14 protein-coding genes are annotated in these 13,616 nt (G+C 70.0%); 5 read left to right on the forward strand and 9 right to left on the reverse strand.

Annotated features, from left to right (window positions below):
- On the forward strand, positions 1-1,235 hold a 1,235-nt coding region (locus tag G6028_RS11405), incomplete at its 5' end, for a lycopene cyclase family protein (protein WP_338404204.1).
- Here the strand turns inward: G6028_RS11405 and G6028_RS11410 are convergent.
- The 8 genes from G6028_RS11410 to G6028_RS11445 form a co-directional block, all read right to left on the reverse strand.
- The gene (locus G6028_RS11410; RefSeq protein ID WP_241730699.1) at positions 1,232-2,038 is read right to left on the reverse strand and encodes a hypothetical protein; all 807 of its coding nucleotides are present in this window, start codon (positions 2,036-2,038) and stop codon (positions 1,232-1,234) included. The genes G6028_RS11405 and G6028_RS11410 overlap by 4 nt on opposite strands.
- A 70-nt stretch (positions 2,039-2,108) precedes the next feature.
- On the reverse strand, positions 2,109-2,579 hold the full coding sequence (locus tag G6028_RS11415; RefSeq protein WP_179525310.1) for a metal-sulfur cluster assembly factor: 471 nt from the start codon (positions 2,577-2,579) through the stop codon (positions 2,109-2,111).
- 6 nt (positions 2,580-2,585) lie between these two features.
- Positions 2,586-3,038, reverse strand: coding sequence for a Fe-S cluster assembly sulfur transfer protein SufU (gene sufU, locus G6028_RS11420; protein WP_182658925.1), 453 nt, complete (start codon positions 3,036-3,038; stop codon positions 2,586-2,588).
- Positions 3,035-4,294, reverse strand: a complete 1,260-nt coding sequence (locus G6028_RS11425; protein WP_182658927.1) for a cysteine desulfurase — start codon at positions 4,292-4,294, stop codon at positions 3,035-3,037. Before G6028_RS11425 ends, sufU begins: the two co-directional genes overlap by 4 nt.
- A gap of 18 nt (positions 4,295-4,312) precedes the next feature.
- Positions 4,313-5,083 (reverse strand): Fe-S cluster assembly ATPase SufC, encoded by a 771-nt coding sequence (gene sufC, locus G6028_RS11430; RefSeq protein ID WP_179525313.1) that lies wholly within the window; start codon positions 5,081-5,083, stop codon positions 4,313-4,315.
- A gap of 56 nt (positions 5,084-5,139) precedes the next feature.
- Positions 5,140-6,348, reverse strand: a complete 1,209-nt coding sequence (gene sufD / locus G6028_RS11435) for a Fe-S cluster assembly protein SufD (RefSeq protein WP_182658929.1) — start codon at positions 6,346-6,348, stop codon at positions 5,140-5,142.
- A 5-nt stretch (positions 6,349-6,353) separates the two neighbouring features.
- Complete coding sequence (sufB, locus tag G6028_RS11440) at positions 6,354-7,811, reverse strand: Fe-S cluster assembly protein SufB (protein WP_182658931.1); 1,458 nt, start codon at positions 7,809-7,811, stop codon at positions 6,354-6,356.
- Complete coding sequence (locus tag G6028_RS11445) at positions 7,808-8,545, reverse strand: helix-turn-helix transcriptional regulator (RefSeq protein ID WP_182658933.1); 738 nt, start codon at positions 8,543-8,545, stop codon at positions 7,808-7,810. The genes sufB and G6028_RS11445 overlap by 4 nt, the downstream gene beginning before the upstream one ends.
- A 160-nt stretch (positions 8,546-8,705) precedes the next feature.
- Here G6028_RS11445 and mptB point away from each other — a divergent pair, with 160 nt between their 5' ends.
- The 4 genes from mptB to G6028_RS11465 are packed head-to-tail and all read left to right on the forward strand — an operon-like array spanning position 8,706 to position 13,076.
- A complete protein-coding gene (mptB, locus tag G6028_RS11450) occupies positions 8,706-10,292 on the forward strand; it encodes a polyprenol phosphomannose-dependent alpha 1,6 mannosyltransferase MptB (protein ID WP_182658934.1) in 1,587 nt (528 codons plus the stop codon).
- Positions 10,293-10,315: 23 nt separating this feature from the next.
- Positions 10,316-11,251 carry an ATP-binding cassette domain-containing protein gene (locus G6028_RS11455; protein ID WP_182658936.1) on the forward strand — a complete coding sequence of 312 codons (936 nt, stop codon included), beginning with the start codon at positions 10,316-10,318 and terminating at the stop codon, positions 11,249-11,251.
- The gene (locus G6028_RS11460; protein WP_182658938.1) at positions 11,248-12,039 is read left to right on the forward strand and encodes an ABC transporter permease; all 792 of its coding nucleotides are present in this window, start codon (positions 11,248-11,250) and stop codon (positions 12,037-12,039) included. The genes G6028_RS11455 and G6028_RS11460 overlap by 4 nt, the downstream gene beginning before the upstream one ends.
- A 38-nt stretch (positions 12,040-12,077) precedes the next feature.
- Positions 12,078-13,076 (forward strand): COX15/CtaA family protein, encoded by a 999-nt coding sequence (locus G6028_RS11465; RefSeq protein ID WP_182658940.1) that lies wholly within the window; start codon positions 12,078-12,080, stop codon positions 13,074-13,076.
- Positions 13,077-13,156: 80 nt separating this feature from the next.
- Here G6028_RS11465 and G6028_RS11470 read toward each other — a convergent pair.
- On the reverse strand, positions 13,157-13,616 hold a 460-nt coding region (locus G6028_RS11470; RefSeq protein WP_187701243.1), incomplete at its 5' end, for a hypothetical protein.

Below are 13,616 nucleotides of genomic sequence, written 5' to 3' on the forward strand. Positions count from 1 at the left end.
TCGGCGACCTGGTGGTAGAACGCTCCCGGCACGTCTATGCCCTCTCGTCGGCGGTACTGTCTGTCGTGATGGATGCTACGGGGGCTGCGCTGTACGACGTCGCTGTCGTCGGTCTGGGACCGGCCGGCCGCGCGCTCGCCTCCCGCTGCGCCGCCGCGGGCCTGAGCGTGCTCGCGATCGATCCGCAGCCGGACGCGCCGTGGCGCCAGACGCTCTCCCTGTGGGCCGACCAGCTCCCCCCGTGGCTCTCGGTGGCGGCGTGCGGTGTCGACGTCCTGGCGCACTCCGTCCACGCGCCGGTCCACTACTCCCCCGACCGGGCCGTGGTGGACCGGGCCTACAGCGTGCTCGACAACGACTCCCTGCGCGAGGCACTGCCTCTCGGGGCCGGCGTGACGGTGGAGACCACGGCCGTCGACGATGCCGCGTTGGTCGCATTGACCGCCCGGGCGCACCGGGTGGTGGACTGCCGCGGCGCCGGCGGCCCCGCCAATCCCGGGCCGCTCCAGACCGCCTACGGGATCGTCCTGGATGCGGTGGACGCGGCCCCCGCCCTCGGTGGTGACCCGGCGCTGTTCATGGACTGGCGGACGGATCACGACGACGACGAGCTCGGCCCGAGCTTCCTGTACGCGATCCCCCTGGGCGCAGGCCGGGTCCTCCTCGAGGAGACGTGTCTCGCGGGGCTGCCCGCACCGGACCCCGCCGACCTCGCGGCCCGGCTGCGATCGAGGCTCCTGCGACGCGGAGTCGCCCGGTCGGCCCTCGACGCACCGCTCGAGGTGGAGCGGGTGCGGATCCCGCTCCTGCCCCGCGGGGGCGCGTCCGGAGCCCCACGGATCGAGGCGTTCGGTACCGCCGGTGGTCACGGACACGCGGCGACGGGGTACTCGGTCGCCTCGATGCTGGCGGCGGTCCCGGGTGCGGTGCACGCCATCGGTACCGGCTTCCCGATCCCGGCACCCCGGTCGCCCGCGAGCACCGCGCTGCACAAGATCGGGCTCCGCGTTCTCCTGCGCGCCGACGGCCGGACCCTGAGGCAACTGTTCGGCGCATTCGGCCGGATCGGCGGCCGTCGTCAGCAGTGGTTCCTCGACGGCGCGAGTCCCTCGTACCAGCTGGCGCTGGCGATGTGGGACATGTGGGTGTGCATGCCCGTACGCGGCAAGGTGGGGATGATCGCCGCGGTGCTCCGGCGGCGCCCCCGCCCCGCCGTCACTGCCCGATCGAGCTAACCCGACGCGCGGCGTCCCGGCCCCGGCTCTTCCGGTGACGGCGGGAATCCGTCGAAGGTGAGGGCGAGTGCCCCGGACCTCCGGGTCACGCGGAACATCGAGGCCAGCGCGATCACGGCCCACGCCACCCCGACCAGCTCGAAGGTCTCCTCGACGTACATGATCGCCACATACAGGTCGGATCTCCCCTGGTCGCGTTCCACGATGCCGGAGACGGACTCGATGACCAGCGCGCCGAGGAGGAACACCACCGCGGAGCCGATCAGCCCGATCGTCACCCGCGGACGGAGGGCGAGGACCAGGCGGAGGAGAAGCGCCGCGACCACGAACGCGACGGCGGCCCCGGGGATGACCCAGCTGTAGTAGAGATCTCCCGGCAGCGCCGACGCCACGCGGTCACCCACGTAGAAGAGGCGCTCGTGGAGCTGTGCCGCCTCGTCGGCCGAGGCGATGACGGCCACGGTGGCGAACACCCACCACGACGCCCGGAACCGCTCAGAGGTGAGGGCCGCCAACGCGGCCAGGGCGCCGACGAGCAGCCACATCGTGGCCGCGAACCAGACCGCGATGTTCCCCTCGGCCCCGATGTCGAACGCGCTCCACAGCAGGTTCCATCCCTGATCCCGGTCGTAGCTCCCGGTGGATCGGACCACGGCGTACAGAAGCCCGGACAGCGGCGCGAGGAGAAGCGAGGGCAGCAGGAGCCACCTGGCCGCCCTGGACAGGGGGTACCCGGCTTCTACCGGGCCTCGCTCGTGGTCTCGTGGCGCTCCGGGCACCATGTCATCCGCGGGTGGGGCCATGCTCCCAGGGTAAACACCCGGTGAACCGCCGGTGGCCCCGGGAGGCCGGGGGCGGCGGTCCCGTCGGTCGTCAGACCGTGAAGCCGATCGCCCGGAGCTGCTCCCGGCCGTCGTCCGTGATCATCTGCGGGCCCCACGGCGGCATCCACACCCAGTTGAGCTCGAGGTCGTTGGCCAGGTCGGAACCCACCACAGCGCTGCGCGCCTGGTCTTCGATCACGTCGGTCAGCGGGCAGGCCGCCGAGGTCAGCGTCATGTCCACCCGCGCGATGGTGGAACCCTCGGTCTCACCCGGGCGGACCCAGATGTCGTAGACCAGCCCGAGGTCCACCACGTTGATCCCGAGCTCGGGATCGACCACGTCGCGCATGGCCTCCTCGAGGTCGGCGACCAGCGCCAGGTCCTCCTCCGACTGCTCGGGACGATTGGGGTCGGGGCGGAACTCACCGTTGTAGACGGTGCCCGCCGCGGTCGCGTTCTCCTCCGCCGACGTCGCGTCGTCGACCGACGGGTCGTTGGCCGGGGTCATCTGCTCGGTCATGTCACTTCACTCCTGATGCTGTTCGGTCTGTCGGCCGAGAGCGTCCCTGTATGCCATCCACCCCAGCAGCGCGCACTTGACGCGCGCCGGGTAGCGGGACACCCCGGACAGGGCGACGGCGTCGTCGAGGATCTCCTCGTCGCCCTCGTGCTTCCCGCGGGAAGAGATCATCTCGTGGAAGGCGTCGTAGGCCTCGAGGGACTCCGACACCGTCCGGCCGACGATGAGGTCGGCCATCATCGAGGTGGACGCCTGGCTGATCGAGCACCCCTGCGCGTCGTAGGACACGTCCTCGATCGTCGACCGGTCGTCGGAGAGCCGCAGCCGCAGCGTCAGCTCGTCGCCGCAGGTCGGGTTGACGTGATGCACCTCGGCCCCGAAGGGCTCCCGCAGGCCGCTGTGGTGCGGGTGTCGGTAGTGGTCCAGGATGACCTCCTGGTACATCTGCTCGAGCTTCACGAACGCGCACCTCCCACTCCGAAGAACTCCTGGGCCCGGCGCAGCGACCGGGCGAGCACCTCGACCTCGTCGAGGGTGTTGTACAGCGCGAACGAGGCCCGGACCGTGGACTGCACGCCGAGTCGGCGGTGCAACGGCCACGCACAGTGGTGGCCCACCCGTACCGCGACGCCGTCGTCGTCCAGGACCTGGCTCACGTCGTGGGCGTGGACACCGTCGACCACGAACGAGACGGCACCGCCCCGGGCGACCATGTCGCGGGGACCGACGATCCGGATGCCGGGGATCTGGCCGAGGGCCTCGAGGGTGGCCGCGGTGAGCGACTCCTCGTGCCGGGCGACCGTCTCCATCCCCACGCCCTCGAGGTAGCGCACCGCGGCGGCGAGGCCCACGGCCTGCGACACCATCGGCACACCGGCCTCGAACCTCTGGGGCGGGTCGGCATAGGTCGACTTCTCCATGGTCACGGTGGAGATCATCGATCCGCCCGTGAGCACCGGCGGCATGGCCCGGAGCAACTCCCGACGACCGTAGAGCACGCCGATGCCGGTGGGGCCGAGCATCTTGTGTCCGGAGAACGCGGCGAAGTCCACCCCGAGTCCGTGGAAGTCCACGGCCATGTGCGGGACCGACTGGCACGCGTCCAACACGACGAGCGCTCCCACCGCCTTCGCGGCCTCCACGACGCGTGCCACGTCGGTCACCGCGCCGGTGACGTTGGACTGATGGGTCAGCGCGACGACCTTGACCGCGTCGGTCAGCCGGAGAGACTCGAGATCGATGCGTCCGTCGTCGGTCACGCCGTACCACTTCAACGTGGCGCCGGTGCGGCGGCACAACTCCTGCCAGGGCACCAGGTTGGCGTGGTGCTCGAGCTCGCTGATCACGACCTCGTCACCCGGGCCCACGGAGTACGGACCGAATCGGTCGTCCCCGAGCGCGAACGCGACGAGGTTGAGCGCCTCGGTGGCGTTCTTGGTGAAGACGAGCTCGTCCACATCGGCCCCGACGAACCCGGCGATCGCGGCGCGCGCGTCCTCGTAGGCGTCGGTCGCCTCCTCGGCCAGTTGGTGTGCGCCCCGGTGGACCGCTGCGTTGGAGTGCAGCAGGAAGTCCCGCTCCGCGTCGAGTACCGGGATCGGGCGCTGCGAGGTCGCCCCGGAATCCAGGTAGACCAGGGGCTTTCCGTCACGGACCGTCCGCTGCAGGATCGGGAAATCGGAGCGGACGGCCGTGATGTCGAGGGTCGAGGTCATGTTCTCCCAGCTGTCCGATCAGGCGTTCGCGGGCGTGAGGTACTTCTCGTACCCCTCGGCCTCGAGCTCGTCCGCCAACTCCGCCCCACCGGAGGCGGCGATCCGGCCGTCCACGAAGACGTGGACGCGGTCGGGCGTGATGTAGCGGAGGATGCGGGTGTAGTGCGTGATGAGGAGGATTCCGCCGTTCTCCTCGGACCGGTAGCGGTTGACGCCGTCCGACACCACGCGCAGCGCGTCCACGTCGAGACCGGAGTCGGTCTCGTCGAGCACGGCGATCTTGGGCTTGAGCAGATCCAGCTGGAGGATCTCGTGGCGCTTCTTCTCGCCGCCGGAGAAGCCCTCGTTCACGCTGCGCTCGGAGAAGGCCGGATCGAAGTCGAGGTCGGACATTGCCTCCTTGACCTCCTTGACCCAGTGCCGCAACTTGGGCGCCTCGCCCCGGACCGCGGTGGCAGCGGTGCGCAGGAAGTTGGCGGTCGAGACCCCGGGGATCTCGGTCGGGTACTGCATGGCCAGGAACAGACCGGCGCGGGCGCGCTCGTCGACCTCCATCGACAGGACGTCCTCCCCGTCGAGGGTGACGGTACCGCCGGTGACCTCGTACTTGGGGTGTCCGGCGATGACGTAGGCGAGGGTCGACTTGCCGGAGCCGTTCGGGCCCATGATGGCGTGGGTCATCCCCGACTCGATGGTCAGGTCGACGCCCTTGAGGATGTCGACGGTCTCGGCCGAGTCCGCGGTGGCCGCGACGCGGGCGGTCAGGCCCTTGATCTCGAGAATGGTCATTGGTGTGCTCGCAATCTTTGTGAAGTCTTCGGGGGTGGTCTCTCGGGGGCCTGGGATCAGATCCCGGAGGACTGCAGTTCCAGCTCGACGGCCTCGGCGATCCGGTCACGTACCTCCGGCACGCCGATGCGGTTGATCACCTCTCCGAAGAAGCCCCGGACGACCAGGCGCCGGGCGACGTCCTCGGCGATGCCCCTGGACATGAGGTAGAACAGGTGCTCCTCGTCGAATCGTCCCACGGCGCTGGCGTGGCCGGCGCCGGCGATCTCGCCGGTCTCGATCTCGAGGTTCGGTACGGAATCCGCGCGGGCCCCGTCGGTGAGGACGAGGTTGCGGTTCATCTCGTAGGTGTCGGTGCCCTCGGCGGCGGCCCGGATGAGGACCTCGCCGATCCACACGGTGTGGGCGTCGGGCAGGTTCGACGTCGCATCGCCTTGCAGCGCGCCCTTGTAGAGGACCCGCGACGTGCAGTGGGGTACCGAATGATCGACGAGCAACCGGTGCTCGATGTGCTGGCCGTCGTCCGCGTAGTACAGACCGTTGATGTTCACGGTGCCCCCGGGGGCGGTGAACGTCGCCAGCGGTGCGATCCGGACGAGTTCGCCGCCGAAGGTCACGGCGGTGTAGGTGAGGGTCGAGTCGCGGCCGACCTGCAGGTGATGATTGGCCATGTGTAGCGCGTCGTCATCCCAGTCCTGGATGAGCACCACCTCGAGGTGGGCCGAGTCGCCGACGATGAACTCGACGTTCTCGGCGATCGTCCCCCCGCCGCGCTGGTCCACCACGAAGGTGGCGTTGGCGAACGGCTCCAGGCGGATCTGGGCGTGGCCGTAGGCCAGCTCGCCCTCCCCCGGTCCGTCGACCGTCACGTACACGGGGTCGGTCAGGACGGTCTCCTTGGCGACGGTCAGCACCGTCGCGGTGTCGACGGAACCGAACGCCTGCGCGGCGACGCGGTCGCGGGGTGCCCCGGCCTCGCCGATCCGCTTGTCGTCGGTCCCGACGCTCTCGACCGTCAGTCCGTCACGCTCGGCGACGGAGACGAGCAGGTTCCCGGTGGCCGTGACGCGCGATCCGTCATGGATCCCGCGCAGCCGCTTGAGCGGGGTGAAGCGCCAGATCTCGTCCTTGTGGCTCGGGACCTCGAACGCGCCGACGTCGAAGGAGGAGAACTGGTCGCCCTTGGTGGCGGTGACGGGGATGCCGTAACGGTCCGTCACCGGGGTGGGGCCGGTTCCGGTGGTGGGTGTAGTGGTGTCGGTCATGGCGGTCAGCCCACCGATCCTTCCATCTGGAGTTCGATCAGGCGGTTGAGCTCGAGCGCGTACTCCATGGGGAGCTCCTTGGCGATCGGCTCGACGAATCCGCGCACGATCATGGCCATCGCCTCGTCCTCGGCCAGACCGCGGCTCATGAGGTAGAACAACTGGTCCTGGCTCACCTTGGAGACGGTGGCCTCGTGACCCAGGGTCACGTCGTTCTCGCGGATGTCGATGTAGGGGTACGTGTCGGACCGGCTGATGTTGTCCACCAGCAGTGCGTCGCACTCGACGTTCGACTTGGATCCCTTCGCACCGGCGTTGATCTGGATCAGCCCGCGGTACGCGGAACGTCCGCCGCCTCGCGCCACCGACTTGGAGACGATGTTCGAGGAGGTGTTGGGCGCCAGGTGCAGCATCTTCGAACCGGTGTCCTGGTGCTGACCCTCCCCCGCGAACGCCACGGAGAGCACCTCGCCCTTGGCGTGCTCGCCGGTGAGCCAGACCGCCGGGTACTTCATGGTCACCTTGGAGCCGATGTTGCCGTCGATCCACTCCATGGTGGCGCCCTCCTCGGCCCGGGCGCGCTTGGTGACGAGGTTGTAGACGTTGTTCGACCAGTTCTGGATGGTCGTGTAGCGGCAACGGCCGCCCTTCTTGACGACGATCTCGACCACGGCCGAGTGCAGCGAGTCCGACTTGTAGATCGGCGCGGTGCACCCCTCGACGTAGTGCACGTAGGCGCCCTCGTCGACGATGATGAGGGTGCGCTCGAACTGGCCCATGTTCTCGGTGTTGATGCGGAAGTAGGCCTGCAGCGGGATGTCCACCTGGACGCCCGGCGGGACGTAGATGAACGAGCCGCCCGACCACACCGCGGTGTTGAGGGCGGAGAACTTGTTGTCGCCGGCCGGGATCACGGAACCGAAGTACTCCTCGAAGTACTCGGGGTGCTCCTTGAGCGCGGTGTCGGTGTCCATGAAGATGACACCCTGGCTCTCGAGGTCCTCACGGATCTGGTGGTAGACCACCTCGGACTCGTACTGGGCCGCGACGCCGGCGACCAGACGCTGCTTCTCCGCCTCCGGGATGCCGAGCTTGTCGTACGTGTTCTTGATCTCCTCCGGCAGGTCCTCCCACGAGGTGGCCTGCTTCTCCGTGGACCGCACGAAGTACTTGATGTTGTCGAAGTCGATCCCCGACAGGTCCGAACCCCATCCGGGCATGGGCTTCTTGTAGAACGTCGCCAGCGCCTTGAGTCGCTTGGCAAGCATCCACTCGGACTCGCTCTTCTTGGCGGAGATGTCACGCACCACGGCCTCCGAGAGGCCGCGCTGGGCTGTGGCACCGGCGGAGTCGGAATCGTGCCAACCGTAGTTGTACTGACCGATCGAGGCGATCCGCTCCTCATCGGTGGTCGGCTCGTGCACGGTGACGTCGGCCGTCACCTGATCTGGGGTGATGGTCATCGCACAGTCCTTTCGGGGGTCGGAACCGACGCGTCTGCGCCGGCCGCTGCGGGGATGGTCGCCGCCAGGTCACCGGCGGTCACCATCCCCGTGGGGATGTTCGTGGTGCAGGCGCAGTTGCCGCCGGCGATGGTGGCGAGGCGCTGGACGTGGGTGCCCACGATCTCGGCCACCACCTCCTGCTCGGCCTCGCAGAGTTCCGGGAACCGGGAGGCGACGTTCCACACCGGACAGTGGTGCTGGCAGATCTGGAGGCCCGCCCCGGCGTCCTCAATGGACGCGGCGTATCCCGACTCCGAGAGGGCGACGGCGATGTCCGTCGCCGCACGCTCGACGTCCTGCGGTCCCTCGGCGGGCCGGACGTGTCCGATGACCGAGCGGACGCGCTGGCGGGCGAAGTCCGCGACGGCGGCGGTGCCGCCGACGCGTCGCAGGGCGGACAGGGCCTCCACCGCCAGGTGGTCGTACCCGTGCTGCGCGGACCTGCGGCCCGTCGCGGTGACCTGGAACGCCTTGGCCGGCCGACCGCGGGTGCCGGCCGGGCGGGTCCGGGTGGCCTCGACCTCGCCGGATTCGACCAACTGGTCCAGATGTCGGCGGACACCGGCAGCGGTCAGCCCGAGCTCTCGTCCGATCTCTACGGCGGTCAGCGCTCCTCGTTCCAGCAGGAGTTCACGGACGGCCGAGCGGGTGTCGGGCCGCGTGCTGCTCTCGTACGCGTGCTGCACGCTCATCTGCCACTCCCTTCCGGCTATGCTCGGTGCGCCCCGTGCGGGACGCACCACCTCATATTACGCAACACTTCCGTGACGGAAATATTCCCACCCCCCGCGAGTCCGGCGGTGCCGTCGAAATGTGATCTGCGACACCCACTGTGGAGAGAGGCCGAAATCAGTGGCACCCAGGTTCCCGGTACGCGGTGCGGGGTCCGTCACTGCCCGACTCCATACCGAGGAGCGGTTCACCGGGGCCCCACCGTCTGCTGAACTGGCCCGACTCCGCCGGATCCGCAGGATCGGCACCACCGCGGCCGTCGCGATGGCGGTGGGTGCCCTGGGCGCCGGCGCCCTGCCGGTCCTGCAGAACCCCGTCGCGGGCGAGCGGTTGTTCGGCTTGTGGCTCAGGGTGCAGCAGTCCTCCATGACCGTGGTCATGACCGGGATGGTGGTGGTGACTCTCTGCTGGCTGTTGCTCGCCCCGTACGTCCTCGGCCGGGATCGCCGGGGACGGCTGAGCGGCCGCATCGACAGGGCCACACTCGACCGCATCATCGCGTCGTGGGCGATTCCGCTCGCGCTGGCCCCGCCCATGTTCAGCAAGGACGTCTACAGCTATCTGGCCCAGGGCGCGATCGGCAACACCCTCGACGACCCGTACGCGCTGGGTCCCGTGTCGGCGCTGGGCACCTCCCACGCCCTGACGGTCAACGTCCCGGACATCTGGCGGGACACCCCGAACCAGTACGGCCCGCTGTTCCTCGGCGTGCAGAAGGTGATCCACACGCTGACGGGGGACGACGTGGTGGTCGGCACGATCCTGCACCGCGTGGTGGCCATCCTCGGGATCCTCATGCTGGGATGGGCGGTCCCTCGGTTGGCCGAGTACTGCGGGGTGTCGGACGTGGCGGCCCTCTGGCTGGCGGTGGCCAATCCGCTCGTGCTGTTCCACCTGGTGTCCGGTATCCACTCCGAGTCGCTCATGATGGGACTGCTGGCCGTCGGGCTCGTGTTGGCCCTCCGCGCGGTGGACTCCCCGGACTCCGGCCGCCGGACCGCGGTTCTCTTCGTCGTGGGGACCGTCCTGGTCACCGGGTCGGCGCTGGTGAAACTGCCCACGGTCGTCGCCCTGGGTTTCGTCGGGATGGCGCTCGCCCGTCGTTGGGGTGGCGGCTATCTCGCCACCGTGCGGGCGGCTCTGGTGATGCTGGTCATCAGCGGTGCCACCACCGGCCTGGCCATGCTCGCGACCTCCTCCGGTCTCGGGTGGATCACGAAGCTCGGGGCGGCCACGTCTCTGCGCAGCTGGCTCTCGCCACCCACGGCCCTGGGGGTGATCGTCGGCGGGATCGGACAGTACCTCGGCCTGGGCGACCACACCGCCCAGATCCTGGTGATGGTGCAGACCGCGGCGCTCGTGATCGCCGGCGTGTTCACCGTGAGGATGCTGTTCGCGGTCTCCGCCGGGCGGATCGACCCGGTCGGCGGCCTCGGGGTGTCGATGGCGGCCATCGTCCTGTGCTTCCCCGTCGTCCAGCCCTGGTACGTCCTGTGGGCCCTGATCCCGCTCGCGGCGTGGGCCTCGCGGATGGAGTTCCGGATCCCCGTCGTGGCGGTCAGCGCCGTGCTCGCCTGCTTCACACTCCCGCCGGGAGCGGGCCTGCCGCCGTTCGTCACCGTCCAGGCGTGGGTGGCCACCGGCGTGGCCGTGACGTTGCTGCTGATCGCGATGTTCCGCTGGCCGGGGCTGTTGCGCTTCCGGTAGTCGGGGCGGCCTAGAATGCTCCCGTGACCTCACGCACCGACTCCCCCGCGCTCCACGTCGAGGGACTCGTCAAGAGGTTCGGGGAGACCACGGCCGTGGCCGGGCTGGACCTCCGGCTGGAGCGCGGTGAGGTGATGGCGCTCCTCGGCCCCAACGGCGCCGGCAAGACCACCACGGTCGAGGTCTGCGAGGGATTCCTCCGACCTGACGGCGGATCCCTGCGGGTGCTGGGGCTCGACCCGGTGTCCGACCGTCAGCGGGTCCGCAGCCGGATCGGCATGATGCTGCAGGGCGGCGGGGCGTATCCCGCGGCGCGTGTCGGGGAGATGGTCCGTCTGGTCGCCTCCTACTATTCAGACCCCCTCGACCCGGACTGGCTCCTCGCCGAACTCGGCCTCAGCGACCACGTCTCCACCCCCTACCGGCGTCTGTCCGGCGGCCAGCAGCAGCGACTCTCGCTCGCCATCGCGGTCATCGGCCGACCCGAGCTGGTGTTCCTCGACGAGCCCACCGCAGGACTCGACGCCCAGTCCCGGCGGGCCGTATGGGACCTGGTCCGGGCGATGCGTCGCGACGGAACCGCCGTACTGTTGACGACGCACCTCATGGACGAGGCCGCCGCCCTGGCCGACGAGGTCGTGATCATCGACCACGGCCGCCGTGTGGCCGCAGGCTCGCCGGCCGAACTGGCTCGGTCGGGGACGTCCGAGGGCGTGACCCTGGTCGTCGACGGCGAGGTCTCCCCGACTCTCCTGGGTCACGCGATCGGTCCGGACCACACGGTGACGACGGGGGCCGCGGCCGGCGTCCTGGAGGTCCACGGCCCGGTCTCCCCCGAACTCATGACCACTCTCTGCGCGGCGCTCGAGAAGGCCGACGTCCAGCTCACCTCCCTGGCGACCCGCGCCAGGAGCCTCGAAGAGGTCTTCCTCGACCTGACCGGACGGGATCTGCGATGACCGACACCCAGACCGGTGCCAACCGCTTCGCGCCGGGCACGTTCGCCCGCCCGTCCGAGCCCGCCCCGCTCGTCCGGATGGCCGCGTCTCAGACCCGGATGGAGCTGACGCTCTTCCTGCGCAACGGTGAGCAGCTCCTGGTCGCCCTGGTGATCCCCGTGGCCGTGCTGTTCGCGCTCACCGCGATCGAGTTCGGTTCGATCCCACAGCCGAGGATCGACTACGCGATCACGGCGGTGTTGACCCTCTCCGTCATGGGTACCGCGTTCACCGGTCAGGCCATCGCCGTCGGCTTCGACCGTCGTTACGGGGCGTTGAAGAGGCTCGGTGGCACCCCGCTCCCACCCGCGGTCATCATCGGGGGCAAGATCCTGGCCACGCTGATCCTGGTGGCCGGTCAGGCGGTCCTGCTGGGTGTGATCGCGGCCGGGCTCGGCTGGCGCCCCGGTGCGGCCGGCCTGGCGGTGGGCGCGGTGATCATCGCGTTCGGGTCGGTCGCGTTCTCGTCGATGGGGCTCCTGCTCGGGGGGACCCTGCGGGCGGAGATCGTCCTGGCGCTGGCCAACCTCATCTGGTTCGTCCTCATCGGCGCGGCCGGTCTGGCGATCGGTGTGGCAGCCCTGCCCGAGTGGCTGCACGACCTCCTCGTCGTCGTCCCGTCGTACGCGCTGACCAGCGCACTGGTCACGGCGATCGACGGAGGGTTCCCCGCCGTGGCGGCCCTGGTCCTGGTCGGGTGGACCGCGGTCTGCGCCGGACTGGCCGTGCGGCACTTCTCCTTCACCTGATCGCGGAGCCGTCTGCGCGCCCGCCTAGAATCGGGGGCGTGACCTCGACTTCGCACGCCCCGAACCCCGGCAGCCATGCCACGAGCGAACCCCCCGGACCGACGGGACCGTTGTCCCGTCTGCCGATGCCGTCGATCCGGCTGCAGAAGGGCCTCGCGCTGGCCAACGTCTTCGCCCAGATCGGCATCATGACCACCGGGGTCACCGTTCGGGTGACCGCCTCGGGGCTGGGCTGCGAGACCTGGCCGCGGTGCAACCAGGACAGTTTCGTGCCCGTCGCCGGCGCCGGACCCGCGATGCACCAGGCCATCGAGTTCGGCAACCGGCTCCTGACCTTCGTGCTGGTCGCGATCGCGGCGGCCCTGCTTCTCGCGATCCATCGTGCCGGCCGTCGCCGCGGGCTCAAGGTGCTCGCCTGGGCGATGCCCGCGGGGATCCTGGCGCAGGCGGTGATCGGGGGCATCACGGTCCTGGCCGGCCTGGTGTGGTGGACCGTCGCGCTCCATCTGCTCCCGTCCATGATCCTGGCCTGGCTCGCGGCCGTCCTGTTCGTCCGGATCGGGGAGGCCGACGACGCCCCCGCCCGCCGTGTCCTGCCCCCGCCGTTGTCCTGGCTCATCGTCCTGTCCGCGGTGCTCCTGGCCGGTGTGCTGGTGACCGGCACCATGGTCACCGGGGCCGGGCCCCACGCCGGTGACGCCCGCATCGAGGCCGCCGACCGCCTCCAGATGCCGATCCAGTGGCTGGTCCACTTCCATGCCGAACTGATGGTCGGGTACGTCTGCCTGCTCATCGGGCTGGCGTTCGGTCTTCTCGCGTTGCGCGCTCAGGGACCGGCCATCCGGCGCTGCCTGATCCTCATCGCGCTGATCGCGGCACAGGCCGTCGTGGGGATCACCCAGTACCAGCTGGGGGTGCCCGAGGTGCTGGTGGTCCTGCACGTGACGCTGGCGGGGGCCATCACCGCCGTGACCGGCGCACTCTGGGCCTCGGCGGTCATCAGGGACCGGGCGGACGGGAGTCCGCGGCCCGCGTAGTCCGGCCGGCGGCAGGGCCCGCCTGACGCGAATGCGGAACGGCCCCGCCGTGGCGGGGCCGTTCTCGTCCTACCGGGGTCTCAGAGCAGGGATCCGGAGCCGGCCATGCGCTTCCAGTGGCCCGCGGGCACATCGGTATGGGAGACCAGTTCACGGGTCCAGTCCGAACCGGTGAGCCCGGGAACCGAATCGCGCACGGCCTCGGCCTCGGCGAGGGTGTCGACCATGTAGTCGTCCATGACCCCGTCGGCGCCCACGAACGTCAGACGGATCCCCGTCCGACCGGTGGGCTGCAGGACGAGATCGGCCGCGCCGCCATGGCGGGCGAGGAACTTCTTGACGAACTTCACGGCGCCCGGGGGCGGTGTCGGGCCCGCCGGAACGCGCTCGACCTTGATGGGATCGATCTTCTCCGACGGCGCCTTCTCCGCCGCCTGCTTCTCGACCGACTTGTCCTCGGCGGCCGGCTCGTCCGCCGGAGGAGTCGCGGCGGGCTGGGACGCGGCAGGGGCGTCGGCGGGCCGGGAGGCGGCGGAGGGC

This window comes from Dietzia cercidiphylli, assembly GCF_014145145.1.
Classification (GTDB): Bacteria; Actinomycetota; Actinomycetes; order Mycobacteriales; family Mycobacteriaceae; genus Dietzia; species Dietzia natronolimnaea.

Bases quoted from the DNA above. Each gene is read 5' to 3' on its own strand.
- sufD (WP_182658929.1), bottom strand. From the start codon at position 6,348: ATGACCGACACCACTACACCCACCACCGGAACCGGCCCCACCCCGGTG.
- G6028_RS11460 (WP_182658938.1), top strand. From the start codon at position 11,248: ATGACCGACACCCAGACCGGTGCCAACCGCTTCGCGCCGGGCACGTTC.
- G6028_RS11425 (WP_182658927.1), bottom strand. From the start codon at position 4,294: ATGACCTCGACCCTCGACATCACGGCCGTCCGCTCCGATTTCCCGATC.
- G6028_RS11445 (WP_182658933.1), bottom strand. From the start codon at position 8,545: ATGAGCGTGCAGCACGCGTACGAGAGCAGCACGCGGCCCGACACCCGC.
- G6028_RS11415 (WP_179525310.1), bottom strand. From the start codon at position 2,579: ATGACCGAGCAGATGACCCCGGCCAACGACCCGTCGGTCGACGACGCG.
- sufC (WP_179525313.1), bottom strand. From the start codon at position 5,083: ATGACCATTCTCGAGATCAAGGGCCTGACCGCCCGCGTCGCGGCCACC.
- sufB (WP_182658931.1), bottom strand. From the start codon at position 7,811: ATGACCATCACCCCAGATCAGGTGACGGCCGACGTCACCGTGCACGAG.
- G6028_RS11410 (WP_241730699.1), bottom strand. From the start codon at position 2,038: ATGGCCCCACCCGCGGATGACATGGTGCCCGGAGCGCCACGAGACCAC.